This is a genomic window from Nocardia sp. NPDC004123 (genome assembly GCF_053603795.1).
On sequence record NZ_JBSGGG010000001.1, the window covers coordinates 112,700 to 128,946 of the forward strand.

Annotated in this window: 14 protein-coding genes and 1 tRNA gene; 8 read left to right on the forward strand and 7 right to left on the reverse strand. The window is 68.5% G+C overall.

The genetic code is table 11. The features are described from left to right. Nucleotide 1: 1 nt before the first annotated feature. Complete coding sequence (locus ACWEQQ_RS00565; protein ID WP_452346667.1) at nt 2–1,180, forward strand: ArsA family ATPase; 1,179 nt, start codon at nt 2–4, stop codon at nt 1,178–1,180. Between the two features lie 124 nt (nt 1,181–1,304). On the opposite strand, the gene ACWEQQ_RS00570 is transcribed toward ACWEQQ_RS00565, so the two are convergent. Next, nucleotides 1,305–1,628 (reverse strand): WhiB family transcriptional regulator, encoded by a 324-nt coding sequence (locus ACWEQQ_RS00570; RefSeq protein WP_033089817.1) that lies wholly within the window; start codon nt 1,626–1,628, stop codon nt 1,305–1,307. Between the two features lie 300 nt (nt 1,629–1,928). Between ACWEQQ_RS00570 and ACWEQQ_RS00575 the strand changes: the two genes are divergently transcribed. Then, the gene (locus ACWEQQ_RS00575; protein WP_452339718.1) at nt 1,929–4,292 is read left to right on the forward strand and encodes a penicillin-binding protein; all 2,364 of its coding nucleotides are present in this window, start codon (nt 1,929–1,931) and stop codon (nt 4,290–4,292) included. A 75-nt stretch (nt 4,293–4,367) separates the two neighbouring features. On the opposite strand, the gene ACWEQQ_RS00580 is transcribed toward ACWEQQ_RS00575, so the two are convergent. Next, complete coding sequence (locus ACWEQQ_RS00580; RefSeq protein WP_354839043.1) at nt 4,368–4,832, reverse strand: GatB/YqeY domain-containing protein; 465 nt, start codon at nt 4,830–4,832, stop codon at nt 4,368–4,370. Between the two features lie 83 nt (nt 4,833–4,915). Between ACWEQQ_RS00580 and ACWEQQ_RS00585 the strand changes: the two genes are divergently transcribed. The 4 genes from ACWEQQ_RS00585 (at nt 4,916) to ACWEQQ_RS00600 (ending at nt 8,286) form a co-directional block, all read left to right on the forward strand. After that, the gene (locus ACWEQQ_RS00585) at nt 4,916–5,881 is read left to right on the forward strand and encodes a metallophosphoesterase (protein WP_452339719.1); all 966 of its coding nucleotides are present in this window, start codon (nt 4,916–4,918) and stop codon (nt 5,879–5,881) included. A 52-nt stretch (nt 5,882–5,933) separates the two neighbouring features. After that, nucleotides 5,934–7,040, forward strand: coding sequence for a hypothetical protein (locus tag ACWEQQ_RS00590; protein ID WP_452346668.1), 1,107 nt, complete (start codon nt 5,934–5,936; stop codon nt 7,038–7,040). Nucleotides 7,041–7,070: 30 nt separating this feature from the next. Further along, the gene (locus ACWEQQ_RS00595; protein ID WP_452346669.1) at nt 7,071–8,147 is read left to right on the forward strand and encodes a hypothetical protein; all 1,077 of its coding nucleotides are present in this window, start codon (nt 7,071–7,073) and stop codon (nt 8,145–8,147) included. A gap of 65 nt (nt 8,148–8,212) precedes the next feature. Further along, nucleotides 8,213–8,286 (forward strand) — tRNA-Pro (locus ACWEQQ_RS00600). A gap of 139 nt (nt 8,287–8,425) precedes the next feature. Here ACWEQQ_RS00600 and ACWEQQ_RS00605 read toward each other — a convergent pair. Continuing rightward, on the reverse strand, nt 8,426–9,286 hold the full coding sequence (locus ACWEQQ_RS00605; RefSeq protein WP_452339722.1) for a helix-turn-helix transcriptional regulator: 861 nt from the start codon (nt 9,284–9,286) through the stop codon (nt 8,426–8,428). A 164-nt stretch (nt 9,287–9,450) separates the two neighbouring features. On the opposite strand from ACWEQQ_RS00605, the gene ACWEQQ_RS00610 reads away from it, so the two are divergent. Beyond that, entirely contained in the window at nt 9,451–10,071 is a 621-nt protein-coding gene (locus ACWEQQ_RS00610) for a YbhB/YbcL family Raf kinase inhibitor-like protein (protein WP_452346670.1), read from the forward strand. Nucleotides 10,072–10,130: 59 nt separating this feature from the next. On the opposite strand, the gene ACWEQQ_RS00615 is transcribed toward ACWEQQ_RS00610, so the two are convergent. Then, nucleotides 10,131–11,720, reverse strand: coding sequence for a succinic semialdehyde dehydrogenase (locus ACWEQQ_RS00615; RefSeq protein WP_452346671.1), 1,590 nt, complete (start codon nt 11,718–11,720; stop codon nt 10,131–10,133). Between the two features lie 137 nt (nt 11,721–11,857). On the opposite strand from ACWEQQ_RS00615, the gene ACWEQQ_RS00620 reads away from it, so the two are divergent. Then, nucleotides 11,858–12,679 carry a crotonase/enoyl-CoA hydratase family protein gene (locus ACWEQQ_RS00620; RefSeq protein WP_354839022.1) on the forward strand — a complete coding sequence of 274 codons (822 nt, stop codon included), beginning with the start codon at nt 11,858–11,860 and terminating at the stop codon, nt 12,677–12,679. A 61-nt stretch (nt 12,680–12,740) separates the two neighbouring features. Here the strand turns inward: ACWEQQ_RS00620 and ACWEQQ_RS00625 are convergent, their stop codons facing one another. From ACWEQQ_RS00625 to ACWEQQ_RS00635, 3 genes are all read right to left on the reverse strand, one after another. Continuing rightward, nucleotides 12,741–14,522: an ABC transporter ATP-binding protein gene (locus ACWEQQ_RS00625; RefSeq protein ID WP_452346672.1), complete on the reverse strand. Its 1,782-nt coding sequence runs from the start codon at nt 14,520–14,522 to the stop codon at nt 12,741–12,743. A gap of 208 nt (nt 14,523–14,730) precedes the next feature. Beyond that, nucleotides 14,731–15,501 carry an SDR family NAD(P)-dependent oxidoreductase gene (locus ACWEQQ_RS00630; RefSeq protein WP_452346673.1) on the reverse strand — a complete coding sequence of 257 codons (771 nt, stop codon included), beginning with the start codon at nt 15,499–15,501 and terminating at the stop codon, nt 14,731–14,733. After that, nucleotides 15,498–16,208: an acetoacetate decarboxylase family protein gene (locus ACWEQQ_RS00635; protein WP_452346674.1), complete on the reverse strand. Its 711-nt coding sequence runs from the start codon at nt 16,206–16,208 to the stop codon at nt 15,498–15,500. Before ACWEQQ_RS00635 ends, ACWEQQ_RS00630 begins: the two co-directional genes overlap by 4 nt. Between the last annotated feature and the right edge of the window lie 39 nt (nt 16,209–16,247).

Consider the following 16,247-nt stretch of genomic DNA (forward strand, 5'->3'; position numbering starts at 1 on the left):
CATGGTCGTTCCGGCAGGCACTGTGCCCCTGGACATTTCGAAGATCCTCGCGGATCCGTCGGCCCGCATCGTGGTGTGCTGCGGCTCCGGCGGCGTCGGCAAGACCACCACGGCCGCGGCCATCGCGCTGCGCGCCGCCGAGTCGGGCCGCAAGGTCGTGGTGCTCACCATCGACCCGGCGCGCCGGCTGGCCCAGTCGCTGGGCGTGAACGATCTCGGAAACGCCCCGCAGAAGGTCGAACTCGGGCCCGAGGCCAAGGGCGAGCTGTTCGCCATGATGCTGAACATGCGCCGCACCTTCGACGACATGGTGCTCGAGCACACCAGTCCGGACAAGGCCGAGCAGATCTTCGCCAACCCGATCTATCAGACCGTCGCGTCCTCCTTCGGTGGCACCCAGGAGTACATGGCGATGGAGAAGCTCGGCCAGCTGGCGTCCAAGCGCGAGTGGGACCTGATCGTGGTCGACACCCCGCCCTCCCGCAATGCCCTGGACTTCCTGGACGCGCCGAAGCGGCTGGGCAACTTCCTCAACGGCAAGATGATCCGGGTCATCATGGCCCCGGGCCGCGGGGTCGGGCGATTCGTGGCGGGCGCCATGAGCCTGGCGCTGCGCGGCGTCTCGACCATCGTCGGCGGTCAATTGCTCAAAGACGCCAGCGTCTTCTTGCAGTCACTGGAGTCCATGTTCGGCGGCTTCCAGGATCGCGCGGACCGCACCTACGCCATGCTGTCGCGGCCGGGCACCCACTTCCTGGTGGTGGCCGCGGCCGAGCCGGACGCGCTGCGCGAGGCGAGCTTCTTCGTCGATCGGCTCTCGACCGACCGGATGCCGCTGGCCGGCCTGGTACTGAACCGGACCCACCCGGTGCTGAGCGGCCTGTCCGCGGAGGAGGCGCAGGTCGCCGCGGATCGGCTCGCGCCGGAGACCGCGACCAACGGCGCGACGCCGGAACCCGAGGCGGACACCCCGGAGGCCCTGGCCGCCGCGGTACTGCGCATCCACGCCCACCGGGCCGCCACCGCCAAGCGGGAACAGCATCTGCTGCACCGCTTCACGGGCGCGCACCCGAGCGTCCCGATCGTGGCCGTCACCGCGCTGCCGTTCGAGGTCGCCGACCTGGAAGCGCTGCGTGCGGTGGGTGATCAGCTGGTCGAGGCGGGCGTGAAGTCCGCCTGACCGAGTCAGGCAGTTCGACCCTTTGGTTTGAAATGCCCGATCCGACCCTGGACACGGATCGAGCCCGCTTTCGCGGGCTCGATCCGTTCTGCTTATAGGGGGGATCTGGGTAAGGGATACTCGGTTACATCGCTACCTTCTGTGATCGCTGGACGCGGAAGAAGTCCGCCCAACTCGTCACCTCCGGATGCTGCTTGAGCAGCGCGCGGCGCTGCCGCTCGGTCATGCCGCCCCACACTCCGAACTCGACACGGTTGTCCAGGGCATCCGCCCCGCACTCCATCAGCACCGGGCAGTGCCGGCAGATGGTTGCCGCTTTGCGCTGCGCTGCGCCACGCACGAACAGCTGGTCGGGATCCACTTCCTTGCATCGGGCCTGGGAAACCCAGGCGATTCTCGCTTCGGCCTGCTCCACGTCCAATCGAGCGATCGGGGTAGTCATGTGCATTTGGTGTGCCCCTTTGCAGTCCGAACACCGGGTCACGGCGCTCCAGAATCGCGAGTGCAGCGCGCAGTTACCCAACCCCACTGCGTTCTGCACCACATTCCACTTTGAGTGTTAGCTCTATCACACTGGGTTCTCAATCTAGGTAAAGGTGTGCGGCCTGCGCAAGACCGTCCCGAGATTTTCTGGTACGTCCGTCCACGCATTCGTTGCACGGAACCGGGCAGTCCGTCTCTTTTAGGACGAATGAACACCCCGCCGGGCGAACGCCGAGTGTCCGCGAGGCCAATTAGGCTAGGGCCCGTGCCGATCACACGAACGCTCTGGAGACTGGCAGGCGCGTGCGTCTTGGCCGCCGTGTTGCTCGCCGGGCTGCTGTTCCCGCTCGCCGGTGGCTTCGGGTTCATCTCCAACCGAGCCGCGGACGCCGTCGACAATGTCTCCGCCGAACTCGTCGAGGGCAGCGTGCCCGCCGTCTCGACCATGGTGGATGCGAATGGAACACCGTTCGCCTGGCTGTACGAGCAGCGCCGCTTCGAGGTCCCCAGCGAGAAGATCTCCAATGACATGAAACTGTCCTTGGTCTCGGTGGAGGACAAGCGCTTCGCCGACCACCACGGTGTGGACTGGCAGGGCACCTTCCGCGCCTTCCTGACCAACACGTCGGGCGGCCAGGTCTCCCAGGGTGGCTCCACCATCGACCAGCAGTATGTGAAGAACTACCTGCTGCTCGTCGTGGCCAAGACCGACGCCGAACGCCGGGCCGCCACGGAGACCACCCCCGCCCGCAAGATCCGCGAGATCCGGATGGCGCTGACCCTGGACAAGCGGCTCACCAAGGACGAGATCCTCACCCGGTATCTCAACCTGGTGCCGTTCGGCAACGGCTCCTACGGCATCCAGGACGCCGCGCAGACCTACTTCGGTGTGGACGCCAAGGATCTGAACGTCGTGCAGTCGGCCATGCTCGCCGGCATGGTGCAGTCCAGCTCCAAGCTGAACCCGTACACCAACCCCACGGGCGTGCTGGAGCGCCGGAACACCGTGCTGGACACGCTGATCCAGAATGTGCCCAATCGCGCCGACGAGTATCGCAAGGCCAAGGAATTGCCCCTCGGCGTGCTGCCCGAACCCAAGGGCCTGCCGCGCGGCTGCATCGCGGCCAATGACCGCGGCTTCTTCTGCGACTACGCGATGCAGTACCTGAACAACGCCGGCATCAGTCGCGATCAGCTCGAGAAGGGCGGCTACCTGATCCGCACCACGCTGGACCCGGCGGTCCAGGACCAGGTGCGCGACTCGCTGGCCGCCAACACCAACCCGAATCTGGACGACATCGCCGAGGTCATGAATATCGTGGCGCCCGGCCAGGATTCGCATCCGGTGCTGGCCATGGGCTCTAGCCGCGTCTACGGCCTGGACGCCAACGCGCATCAGACCGTGCAGCCGCAGCCGTACTCGATGGTCGGTGACGGCGCGGGCTCGATCTTCAAGATCTTCACCACGGCCGCGGCCATGGAGAAGGGCCTGGGCATCAATGCCACGCTGGACGTCCCGGCGTTCTTCTCGGCCAAGGGCATGGGTAATTCCGGGACGCCGGGCTGCCCGCCGGAGACCTACTGCGTGAAGAACGCGGGCAACTACGCGGGCTCGATGTCGGTGACGCAGGCGCTGGCGACCTCGCCGAACACGGCGTTCGTCAAGCTGATCCAGGCCGTCGGGGTACAGCCGACCGTCGATATGGCGGTGCGCCTGGGCATGCGTTCCTATACCCAGCCCGGCACCTCCGGCCACGGCAACCAGAGCCTGGCCGACATGATCAAGGACCAGAACCTGGGCTCGTTCACCCTGGGCCCGGTGGCGATCAACCCCCTCGAACTGTCGAATGTGGCCGCCACGCTGGCTTCCAGCGGCAAGTGGTGCCCGCCCACCCCGATCAAGGAGGTGGTGGACCGCAACGGCAAGCAGGTGCCGCTGACCCAGCAGGCATGTGAGCAGGTGGTGGATCCGGGCCTGGCCAACACCCTCGCCAATGCCCTGAGCCAGGACGTGGTGAGCGGTACCGGTGCCGGTTCGGCACACTCGGTGGGCTGGAACGTCCCGACCTCGGCCAAGACGGGCACCACCGAGACCCACCGGTCCTCGGCCTTCCTGGCCTTCACCAACTCCTTCGCCGGGGCCAGCTACATCTACGGCGACAGCCCGACGCCGGGCGAGATCTGCTCGTTCCCGCTCCGCAGCTGTGGCAGCGGAAACCTGTACGGCGGTAATGAGCCCGCCAAAACCTATCTGGGCGCGATGAAGAACGTGCTCGACCACTTCCCGCCGGCCGCGCTGCCGCCGCTGGACGACAAGTACGTTCGCGGATCGAACAATTCGCAGATCCCGGATGTGATCGGCATGTCCCAGGCGGAGGCCACCTCCACCCTGGTCGGGGCGGGCTTCCAGGTGTCGGTGACGACGCAGCCCGGCGCGAACAAGGGGACGGTCATGAACGTCTCGCCGAACGGGTCGGCCATCCCGGGCTCGGTGATCACGCTCTACGTGAGCGACGGCAGTCAGATTCCGGCGCCCGCGCCGAACGCGCCGCCCACGGTGCCGGGCTTGCCGAGCATCCCCCTCCCGCAGCTGCCGCCGATCCCGATTCCCATCCCGATCCCGCGGTAGGCAATCTCGCGGCAGGCAAAGGAAAGGCCCGGAGTGATTCACTCACTCCGGGCCTTTCGTATCAACAAGACAGTGTCAGAGTCGCGCCTTCACGGCCGCGGAGATCCGCGACCCGTCCGCGCGCCCCGCGGCGAGCGCCGTCGCGGCCTTCATGACCTGACCCATCTGCTTCATCCCGGGCCGCTCCCCCAGCTGCTCGGCGACGTCGGCGATGGCGGTGTCGGCGATGTCGCCCACCTCGGCATCGGTGAGCTGGGTGGGCAGGTACTCGTCGATGATCGATTCCTCGGCGCGCTCGTTGGCGGCCAGCTCGCCACGCCCGGCCTGCTCGTAGACGACGGCGGCCTCATTGCGCTTCTTCGCCTCCTTCTGCAGGACGGCGATGATCTCCGCGTCGGAAAGCTCACGGGCCTCGGGTCCGGCGACTTCCGCGTTCTGAACGGCGGACAGCAGCATCCGCAGGGTGGCCAGCCGCAGCGTGTCCTTGCTCTTCATCGCGGTGGTCATGTCCGACCGCAGCTTGGATTTGAGTTCCGACATGAGCGACACGGTACGAGGGACTTCTATCGTGGTCCAGCTCATTTGACTCGATGTTTCTCCGCCGGGTCGCCTATTCTGGGCAAATGCCCGTCTTCTCGACTTCCGTCCTCAGCCGTGCCGCACTCGGAGCCGCCGGGGCCGCGGTCGCCGGAATCGGATACGCGACGCTCATCGAGCGCAATGCCTTCACGCTGCGTGAGGCGACGCTACCGGTGCTGGAACCGGGCAAGCCCTCCCTACGGGTGCTGCACATCAGCGACCTGCACATGATGCCCGGGCAGCAGTTGAAGCAGGCATGGCTGCGGGAGCTGGACCGGCTGGAGCCGGATCTGGTGGTGAACACCGGGGACAACCTTTCGCACCAGAAGTCGGTGCCCGCCGTGGTGCAGTCACTGGGCGGATTGCTCGCGCGTCCCGGCATTTTCGTGTTCGGCTCGAACGATTACTTCGCGCCGGTGCCGAAGAACCCGTTCAAGTACTTCAACAAGGACCACAAGCGGGTCTACGGTGATCCGCTGCCCTGGCAGGATCTGCGGGCCGCGTTCACCGAGCGGGGCTGGCTGGACCTGACGCATGTGCGCCGCGATATCGAGGTCGCCGGGGTGCGGATCTCGACCGCGGGCGTGGACGATCCGCATCTGCAGCGGGACCGCTACGACACCGTGGCGGGTGCGCCGAATCCGCTGGCGGACTTGAGCATCGGACTCACCCACTCGCCGGAGCCGCGGGTACTGGACCGATTCGCGGCCGACGGCTACGACCTGGTGATGGCGGGCCACACCCACGGTGGGCAGCTGTGCCTGCCGGGCTTCGGCGCCCTGGTGACCAACTGCGGGATCGACCGCGCCCGGGTGAAGGGCGCCTCGCGCTGGGGCGCGCACACCCGGCTGCACGTGTCGGCGGGTCTGGGGACCTCGCCCTGGGCTCCGTACCGGTTCTGCTGCCGCCCGGAGGCGACGCTGCTGACGCTGGTCGGCGCGCCGCCGAAGAAGCCGGTCGCCGAGTCGGGGCGGGGTCGCACCGCGTCGTCGGAGGCTGTCGCGCGGTGAGCGCCCGCCGCGATATACAGCGCGGTATGTAGTCGTCAGTCAGGGGGCAACCGTGACCAGTGGAAACGACCACAGCAACGAGCCCGGCCGTCCGGAACCCGATCCGGACTGGTGGCAGGGTGTGCCCGGACAGGATCAGACCTGGCAGCAGCCGCAACCGTCGCCGCAGCCGGGTTATGGTGCGCCGCAGCCGGGTTATGGTGCGCCGCAACCCGATCCGGGCTGGCAGCAGCCCGGCTACGGGCAGCCGCAGCCGACGACCCCGCTCACCGGCGGCCCGTACGGCCAGCCCTATCCGCCCGGTCCCGCCCAGTACCCGGCCCAGTACCCGCCGACCCAAGCGTTCGGCGCGCCACAGGGCTACGGCCAGCAGCCGCCCTATCCCCCGCCGCCCGGTGGCGGCAATCGCCGGGTATGGCTGTTCGCCGGTGTCGGCGTGCTGGTGCTGGCGATCATCGCCACGGTGGTGGTCGTGGCGCTGGTGCACCGGAACTCGAACGACGCCTCGGCGAGGTCGAACACCGCGCCGTCGCTGATCAGCGCGCTCACCTCGACCGCGGCCAAGCCCACCCAGTCGGGCCGGCCGACGACCGCCAGGACCACCGCCCCGAAGGCGACCAGCACGCCCGCCGCGGTGATCCCCGGCTACCAGGTGGTCACGATCACGGACAACGGTGCGGCATACGACATTCCGCAGAGCTGGAAGGTGGACGGCACCGGGCAGAGCACCTTCGGCAGCGGCGCGGACAGCATTCCGGTGGCCGGGCTGGCGCAGGACGGCATCGAGTACTGCCCGAAGTATGTGCGCACCAACATCTTTCTGACCCAGTCCGACGAGACGGATCCGACGCGGGCGGCGGCCGACATCGGCACCCGGATGGGCCGCATCGGCTGGTCCACGTCGACGGGTGCGACGCCCGGCGCGGCGGAGTCCTTCCAGTCCTCGGACGGGCAGCTGCAGGGCATCTACATGGAGACCAAGGGCGCTGCCCCGGCTCCGGCGGCGGGCTGTGCCTCGACGTATTCGGTCTACACCTTCGCCTTCCCCGGCGACAGCGGCGCTTTCGTGTTCACCATCGCCGCGGACACCGGGGTGGACCAGTCCGTGGACGCGACCCTGGCGAAGAAGATTCTCGCCAGTATCCGCCCGATCCAGTAGCCGGCACGACTCGTCACAGGGGGTCCGACGATGAGCGGTGAAACCGACGGCCAGGACATCGATCCGGAGAAGACGACGTCCAGCGGGGACTGGTGGCAGGGGCCGGTGCACGAACGGCCGCAGCCCAGCCCACCGCGCCCATATCCCCAGCCGAACCCGAATCCCCAAGCCTCCGGGCCGAATCCGATCCCGGGACCGGGTCCGGCCTCGGGTCCAGGACCGTGGCCGGGCCCGAGCCCGAGCCCGTACCAGTCGGGGCCCAACCCCTACCAGTCCTCGCCCTATCGGTCCGGGCCGAATCCCGTTCCGCCGAGCGCGAATTCGTACAGCACGGGCGCGTCGCCCTTCGCCGCCGGGCAACCGGGCGGCTTCGGGCCCCCGCCGGGCGGCAATCGCAGGCGGGTGTGGCTGCTGGCAGGCGTGGGCGCGCTCGTGGTGGCGATCGTGGCCGTCGTGGCGATCGTGATCGTGATGCGCGATTCCGGCAACGGCCCCACCCCGACCGCCGCGAAGCCCACCTCGATCACCAGCGCGCCCGCCACCACGCCGCGCACCACCACGACCCCGGCGTCCACCCTGGCTCCCCAGATTCCCGGCTATCAGGTCGACGTGCCCAAGGACCTGAAGGCCGCGTGGGACATCCCCAGCGACTGGAAGACCGATCTGACCGCCACCACCTACGGGAACGGCACCGACAGCATTCCCGCTGCGGGCTTCGCGGAGGAGGGTTCGGACTACTGCCCGAGCAATGTGCGGACCACCATGTTCCTGTCCACCTCGGATATCTCCGACGCGGCCGCGGCGGCCACCGATGTGGGTGCGCACGCCGCCCGCATCGGCTACACCACCAAGACCTCGCTCACCGCGGGCACCGCGCAACCCCTCGACACCAGCGACGGCCAGCTGCACGGCACCTTCCTGGAGACCAGCGGCGGCTTCACCGCTCCCGCGGGATGCGCCACCGGCTATTCGGTCTACACCTTCGCTCTCAGCGTGGGCGCCGGCAAGGGTTCGCTGGTGCTGGTGATCCTCGCCGACACGGGCGTGGATCGCTCGGTCACGGCCGATTTCGCGCGTAAGCTGTTCGCCACTTTTCGCCTGCTTTAGAGCACCTGACCAGCCGATTTAACGTCTGGACGACGGGTGCGCTAAGCTACTGCAGGTTCGCTTCACGGGGTGTGGCGCAGCTTGGTAGCGCGCTTCGTTCGGGACGAAGAGGTCGCAGGTTCAAATCCTGTCACCCCGACTGTGTGGTTGAGACACAACTCGGCCCCCGGCTCTTTCGAGAGCCGGGGGTTTTGTGTTTTTCAGGGACCCCGCTTGTTTTCCGGGGACCCCGCGTGGTTTCAGGGATCCCGCTTGGTTTCGGGGTTGGTTTCCAGTCGTCAGCCCGCGACCGGACGAAGGCGGGTGCCGCCCAGGCGGTCCGCGTGGTCGGTGAGGATGGTGCGCAGGGCGGCGGCGGACGTCGCGTCCACGGGCGTGAGGACGGTGAGGCTGTAGTCGGCCCCGTCGGGGCTGGTGAGGTTGTCGTAGCAGACCGTCAGGTCGCCCGCGTCGGGATGCCGGATGCGTTTGGTGCCGTGGCTGCGGTCCTGAACCGCATGGTCGTCCCACCAGGTGGCGAATTCGGGGCTGTCCGTGCGCAATTCGCCGATCACCTCGCGCAGGCGCGGGTCGTCGGGGTGGCGGGCCAGGTTGCGGCGCAGGTTGCCGACGGTCTCGCGGGCCACCCGGTCCCAGTCCAGCTGGGTGGCGCGGGTGGCGGGGTCGAGCAGGGTCAGGCGGGCGACATTGATGCCGGGTTCGAAGCCCGGGCCGAACAGGGCCGACGCGGCGGTGTTGCGGGCCAGCACGTCGAGGCGGAAGTCGGACAGGTAGGCCGGGAGGGCGGGCAGGCCGTCGAGGATGGCGCGCAGTGATTCCGGCGGGTCGGCCGGTCGGCGGCGGGTGGGCGGCTGGGCGCCGCGGGCGATGAGGTGCAGGTGCGCGCGCTCGGCGTCGGTGAGCCGCAGGGCGTCGGCGAGGGCGTCGAGGATGGCGGCGCCGGGGGTGCCGACGCGGCCCTGTTCGAGGCGGATGTACCAGTCGACGCTGACCGCCGCGAGCTGCGCCACCTCCTGCCGTCGCAGGCCCGGAGTACGCCGCTGCCCGACGTTCGGCAGCCCCGCCTGTTCGGGGGCCAGCCGTTCCCGCATGGCCCGCAGGAAGGCGCCCAGCTCCCTTCCCGATGTCGTAGTGTCCACGCTCGCACTCCTTCTCGCCGGAGCCCCGGCACCGCCCCGGCTCCCGGCCCTCAGCCTAGGGTGCGGGCGGGTGGCACGCGGGATACCAGGGTGCGGACGATCTCCCTGGCGGTACCGGATTCCGAGAGTCTCTTCTCGTCAGTCGAACGACGAGGAGAACCGCCATGAATCGCACCGCACGCATCGTTTCCGCGACCTTCGCCGTGGCGGCCCTGCTGTCCGCCGCCGCCTGCGGCAGCGAACGGGATTCGCCCGCCGCGACCCCGAGCCCGAATCCGGCTCCGTCCGTTCAGGTTCGGGCCGTGGTTCCCGCGTCGGCCGCCCCGTTCACCGTCACCACCGGTGACGCCACGGCCGACCGTGCCTTCCCGGCCGACTTCTACGCGGGCGCCTTCGGCTGCACGGCCGCCAATCATGCCCCGCGCCTGCACTGGTCCGGCGCTCCGGCCGGAGCGAAGAGCTTCGCGGTCACCATGTTCGACCCGGACGCGCCGACCGGCGCGGGCTTCTGGCACTGGATGAACTGGGACATCCCGGCCGCCGCAACCGATTTCACCGCGGGCGCCGCGAGTGTGGCGGGCGCCAACGACGCCGGCGTCCCCGGCTACCTGGGTCCGTGCCCGCCCGCCGGCGACCGGCCGCACACCTACCAGATCTCCGTGCTGGCCCTGGACACCCCGACGCTGGACCTGCCCGCGGCGACCACCCCGACGGTCGCGTCGTTCTCGATGGGTTCGCACATCATCGGGGTGGCACGACTGTCGCTGACCGCGCAGCGACCCTGACCCGAACGCACATCGGGTCCCGGCCAACCCGGCCGGGACCCGATGCGGTGGAACGGCTTTCAGCCCAGGTGCAGGCGCCGCATGAGGCGCAGCGTGACCAGGGTGGACTTGAGCTGCTTCTCGTAGGGCATGTTGGCGCGGGCCGCCATGATCTGCTTCTTCTGCACGCCGACATTGATGGTGTCGGTGTACTTGAGAATGCCGGCCGCGCCGTGGCGGGTGCCGACGCCGGACTGCTTCACGCCGCCCGACGGGGTGCCCTTGGCGGCGTAGCTGGTGACGAAGCCGTCGTTGATATTGATGGCGCCGGCTTCGACGCGCTCGGCGAGTTTCGTTGCGCGGTCGATGTTTCCGGTCCAGATGCTGGCGTTGAGGCCGTACGCGGTGTCGTTCGCGAGCGCGACGGCCTCGTCCTCGGTGCCGTACTTGTAGATGCTGACCACGGGGCCGAAGGTCTCCATGGTGGCGTGGGCCATGTCCTTGGTGACGCCGGTGAGGACGGTCGGCTCGAAGAAGGCGGGCCCGATGTCGGGGCGGGGGTTGCCGCCGGTGACGACGGCCGCGCCCTTCTCCCGGGCCTCGTCGACGTGGGCGGCGACGCGCTTCATGTGGTCCACCGAGACCAGCGAGCCCATCTCGGGATCGAAGTCGTAGCTGGCGCCCATCTTGCCGGCGAGGTCCTCGGCGGCGGCCACGAAGCGGCGCAGGTACTCGTCGTAGATGCGCTCGTGGACGTAGATGCGCTCGATGTGCATGCACGCCTGGCCGGTGTTGCCGAAGACGGCGAACACGGCCGAGGGGATGGCCTCGTCGAGGTTGACGTCGTCGAGCACGATCATCGGGTTCTTGCCGCCGAGTTCCAGGCTGCAGCCGATGAGGTTGCGCCCGGCCTGCTCACCGATGGTGCGGCCGGTGGCGGTGGAGCCGGTGAACATGACGAACTCGACATTGTCGATGAGGGTGGGGCCGACGTCGGGGCCGCCGCCGCAGACCACCTGGATGAGCCCGCGCGGCAGGCCCGCCTTCTGCAGCAGTTCGATGCCGTAGAGGGTGCACAGCGCGGTCTTGTTGTCCGGCTTCATGATCACGCCATTGCCGGCCATGAGCGCCGGGGTGGAGTCGGACATGGAGATGGCGAACGGGAAGTTCCACGGCGCGATGACCGCGACCACGCCCTTGGGCCGGTGCTCCTCGGTGGAGGAGGTGATGACCGGCATCGGGCCGCTGCGCTTCTTGGGCTTGAGGGTCTTCTCGGCGGTCTTCAGGTAGTGGGCGATGACCATCGGCGTATCGCACGCCTCCTCGATGGCCATCCGCCGCGCCTTGCCGCAGCCGATCTGGATCAGGTCCGCGATGGTCTCGATCTCGGAGAGAATCAGCTCGTGCGCGCGCTCGAATACGGCGAGGCGGTCCTTGAGCGGCCGGGCGGCCCATTCCTTCTGGGCGGCGCGGGAAATCTCGACGGCGGCCTCGACGTCCTCGGGCGAGGACTGCGGCAGGTAGCCGACGACGTCGCCGGTGTAGACCTCGACCATCTCGAAGGGCTCGCGGGCCTCGCCGGCCCGGCCCGCCGTCACCATCGCGGTCAGCCGGTTGATGAGGGATTCCGTGACGCGCGGCGGAAGCTTCGCCTTGCTCGTTGTGCTCATGGGACTCTCTCCACTACTTGCCGCCCGTGACGGCGGTCACCATGCTCCAAACTAGAACACGTTATTGTTCAGGACAACGGCGCGGGGTAGTTTCGTGCCGGAATCTTGGTTCGCCCATGTGGAAAGAAGGGTCGGCGATGACCGCAGCGACTGCTGAAACACCTAGCAACACCGAACCGCACGCTCTGGTCGAGAAGCGCGGCGCGACGCTGATCGTCACCATGAACCGCCCCAAGTCCAAGAACGCCCTCACCGGCGAGATGCTGGCGATCATGACCGAGGCGTGGGACACCGTCGACAACGATCCGGAGATCCGCTCCTGCATCCTCACCGGTGCCGGCGGCGCGTTCTGCGCGGGCGCGGACCTGAAGGCCATGAACAAGCGCAGCCCGGACGACGGCATGAAGGAGGGCAGTGCGTTCGACCCGTCCCGCATGCCGGGTCTGCTCAAGGGCCGTCGCCTGACCAAGCCGCTGATCGCGGCGGTGGAGGGCGCGGCCATCGCGGGCGGCACCGAGATCCTGCAGGGCACCGATATCCGCATCGCCGGTGAGAGCGCCAAGTTCGGTGTCTCCGAGGCGAAGTGGAGCCTGTTCCCGATGGGCGGCTCGGCGGTGCGGCTGCCGCGCCAGATCCCCTACACCGTCGCCGCGGAACTGCTGCTGACCGGTCGCCACATCACCGCGGCCGAGGCGCTGAACTTCGGCCTCATCGGCCACGTGGTGCCGGACGGGACCGCGCTGGACAAGGCCCTCGAGATCGCCGAGCTGATCAACAACAACGGCCCGCTGGCCGTGCAGGCGATCCTGAAGGTCATCCGCGACACCGAGGGCATGCACGAGGAAGAGGCGTTCAAGATCGACGCCAAGGTCGGCCTGCCGGTCTTCCGCAGCAACGACGCGAAGGAGGGCCCGCGCGCCTTCGCCGAGAAGCGCAAGCCCAATTTCCAGGGCAACTAGGAATTCCGGGGACTCCCCGGAGCCGAGGTGGCGACGGACCTCTCACATCGCCACCTCACCGTCAGCGAGCGGCCAGCTCCTCGCCGAGGAAGCCGCCGGACTGGTGCCGCCACAGCTGCGCGTACGTACCCTCGCCGCGCAGCAGCTCCTCGTGGCTGCCCTGTTCGACGATCCGCCCGCGATCGAGCACGATCAGCCGGTCCATCCCGGCCACCGTGCTCAACCGGTGCGCGACCACCAGCGCCGTACGCCCTTCCATCAACTCCCAGAGCGCTTGCTGCACAAGGATTTCGCTCTCGGAGTCGAGGGCGCTGGTGGCCTCGTCCAGCAGCAGGATCGGGGCGTCGCGCAGGATTGCCCGTGCGAGCGCGACCCGCTGGCGTTGCCCGCCGGAGAGTTTCACGCCGCGCTCGCCGATGAGCGTCTCCATGCCCTCGGGTAGCCCGTCCGCGAATTCGGTGACGTGCGCGGCCTTGGCGGCGCGCCGCACCTCCTCGTCGGTGGCCTCGGGCCGGGCGAAGCGAATGTTGTCGCTCAGCGACCGGTGGAACATGGCCGGGTCCTGCGGCACGTAGGACAGCAGGCTGCGCAGATCACGCTGCCGCAGGCGCGAGATATCCTGTCCGCCGATACGGATTACTCCGCCGTCGACGTCCATCATGCGCAGCAGCAGCTGGGTGAGCGTGCTCTTGCCGCCGCCCGACCGGCCGACCAGGCCGATGCGCGCGCCACTGGCCACATCCAGATCCAGCCCGCGGAACAGGGGCGGCGCACCCGCGTGGGCGAAGTCCACCCGCTCGAACCGGATGCCGGAGCCCTTGGGGCACAGCGGTTCCGGCTCGCTGGTGTCGAGCACCGTCGGTGATTCCAGCAGTAGTTCGGTGAACTGCGCGGCCTCGGTGGTGGAGCTCTCCAGCCGCCGGTAGATCTGGTTGAACCGGAACATGATGCCGGTGGCGTTCCAGTAGTAGGTGAAGGCCACCATGATCACCTCGACCGAGGCGTGCCCGCCGCCGATGCCCAGCGCGATCAGCAATCCGGAGACGTTCACGATCACCATCAGCGGCGTGACCGCGGTGTCGATGTAGAGGTTGTTGTAGTCCCAGGACCGCAACGACTTTCGCCGCTGCACCGCCACCCGCCGCCGATGCTCCTCGATCTCCTGCGGTTCGGCCGCGAAGGCCCGCACCGCCTGCATGTTCGACAGGGTGTCGGAGACGTGGCCCGATACCCGCGCGATGGCGGCCTCGCGGTCGTCGACCAGGTGCTGGCGCCGCCGGATCAGCGGGGCGACCACGACGCCGCTCACCGCGATCAGGCCGAGCAGCACGACGACCAGCATCGGGTCGTAGCGCCACAGCACCACCGAGGCGAAGCTCAGCGGCACCAGGGCGGCGACGATCTCGAAGGCGAAGGTGTCGGCGAACTCCTCGAACCGGGTCGCGAAGCTCAGAGCGCGCTTGGTCAGCGAGCCCGCGAAGTTGTTGTGGAAGAACGCCGAGTCCTTGGCCAGCAGTTCGTCCATGGCGGTGTTGTAGAGGCTCTCGATGCCGTAGGCGTCGAGACGGTTGAGACAGTGGATCCCCAACCGCCAGAAGACTTCCGCGATGAACAGCAGCGTGCCGAACCCGATCACGTACGGCGCGAGCGTGCCGAACGAGGAGTCACCGGTGGCGGCCACCTTGCCCACGACGACCGCGACCAGCAGCGGCGCGATGTAGAGCTGGCAGATATTGCCGAGGGCGGGCCCCAGCATGGCCGGAATCGTGATTGCCTTGCGCCGGGCCATTTCCCGGCCGTAGTAGCGCAGAACCAGCCTGACAGCGGATGTGCGCGAACTCATCCATCCCCTCTCGAATAGGTGCTTCGAGCAGTGCAGACAGCCCAGAGTGCCTGGTGGGGAGAGGGCGCGCCACCGAATTATTGCTGCGCGGTAGCTGGTTTCGGCTCCGGTCGAAGGGTTTTCGGCGCTGGGCAGCCGCAGGGCCGGCTACCCAGCGCCGGGAGCGGATGCCGATCGGAGCACGTGCCGGCATCCACGTTCGGGGGGATTACTCGGTGGGGTGCACCGTGCGCCGGACGATGGCACGCGCCAGGCCGGGCAGCAGCCTCCGCATGAGATACGCCGGTCGCGCCTGTCCGGGGAAGACGAACAGCGGCGACTTCGGTTTGGCCAGTGCCTTTTCCAGCGCGTCGACAATGCTCTCGGGCGTGGCGCCGCCGGCGTTGCCGAGCACGCTGGCGTTCTCCTTGCGGACCGCGTCCAGGAACGGGGTCTCCACCATGGGCGGGCAGAGCACGAGCAGCCGCACGCCGGTGTCGTGCAGTTCGTAGGAGAGGCTGTCGGCGAAGCCGACCACCGCGTGCTTGGAGGCCGTGTACCCGGCCATGCCGGGTGAGGGCAGCCAGCCCGCGAGCGAGGCGAACAACACCACGGTGCCCGCGCCCGCCTGCTTCATGGCGGGGATGACGGCCTGGCAGAGATTGACGGTGCCGATGTAGTTGATGTCCATCATCTTCCGGATCTGGGCCACGTCGTGGTCCAGCACGGAGGCGTGCACGTGGGCCATGCCGGCCGCGTGCACCAGTCGGTCGATGGTGCCCAGTTCCGCGCGCACCTTGTCGACGACGGCGCGGACCTGCGCGGAATCCGACACGTCACATTCGTAGGTGTGGGTGTTGGGCGAGCGCGCGGCCATGGTGGCCAGGCCGTCGGCGTTCAGGTCGACCGCGGCCACCTGCCAGCCCGCGGCGGCGAGTCGCTGCGCGACGATGCGGCCCATGCCGCTGGCCGCTCCGGTGACGAGTGCTGTCCGGCTCATCGGACCTCCCGGGTCTGCAATACCGTCGCGGCGTCCTCGAAGGTCATGCGGAGTGCGCCGATCCGGCTGGAGAACAGTGCGCGCGCGGGGAGTCCCAGCGCCCGCAATTGCTCGGAGACCGGATGGTTTCCGAGTTCGATCCGCGCACCGCCCGGCCGTCCCCGGACCTGGGCCGGATTCATGACCCACGGTGTGCGCCGCAGGATTCCATTGCGGGCGGTGTATGCGTCGATGGATGCCCCGCCCGCGCCGCCGGGCATGCGGAAGCCGTCGGCGACCCGCAGCGCGAGCACGAACTGCCCGTCGACGTGGACCTCGCAGCGGTGCCCGCGGCCGTCCGGCGTGATGTCGATATCGGCCATGAGCTTCGGGAAGCCCCAAATGGATTGTCCCGCTTCACAGGTGAAGCTCTGGTTGACCGGCAGCCAGTGGATGTACGCGCCGGTGCTGTTCTTGCGTCCCGGCTGTCTGGCCATGAGCGAGAAGGCGAATTCGTGGTACGGCCCGAGGTCTCCGTCGAGGTAGCGGACGAAGGCCAGGGAGAGCACGGCCTTTCCGGGCAGCGTCGTGATCGGCTCCAGCCCGGTGCCGGTGAGCAGGTCGCGGGCCGCGGCCGCGTCGACGAGGAACAGCGCCGAGCAGGCGTCCGCGTGCCGGATCTGCACCGGCATGCGGACCTGTTCACCGAGTACGGTATGCGCCTCCATGCCAGAATTAGAACAGGTTTCAGTGATGGACGCCGGTCG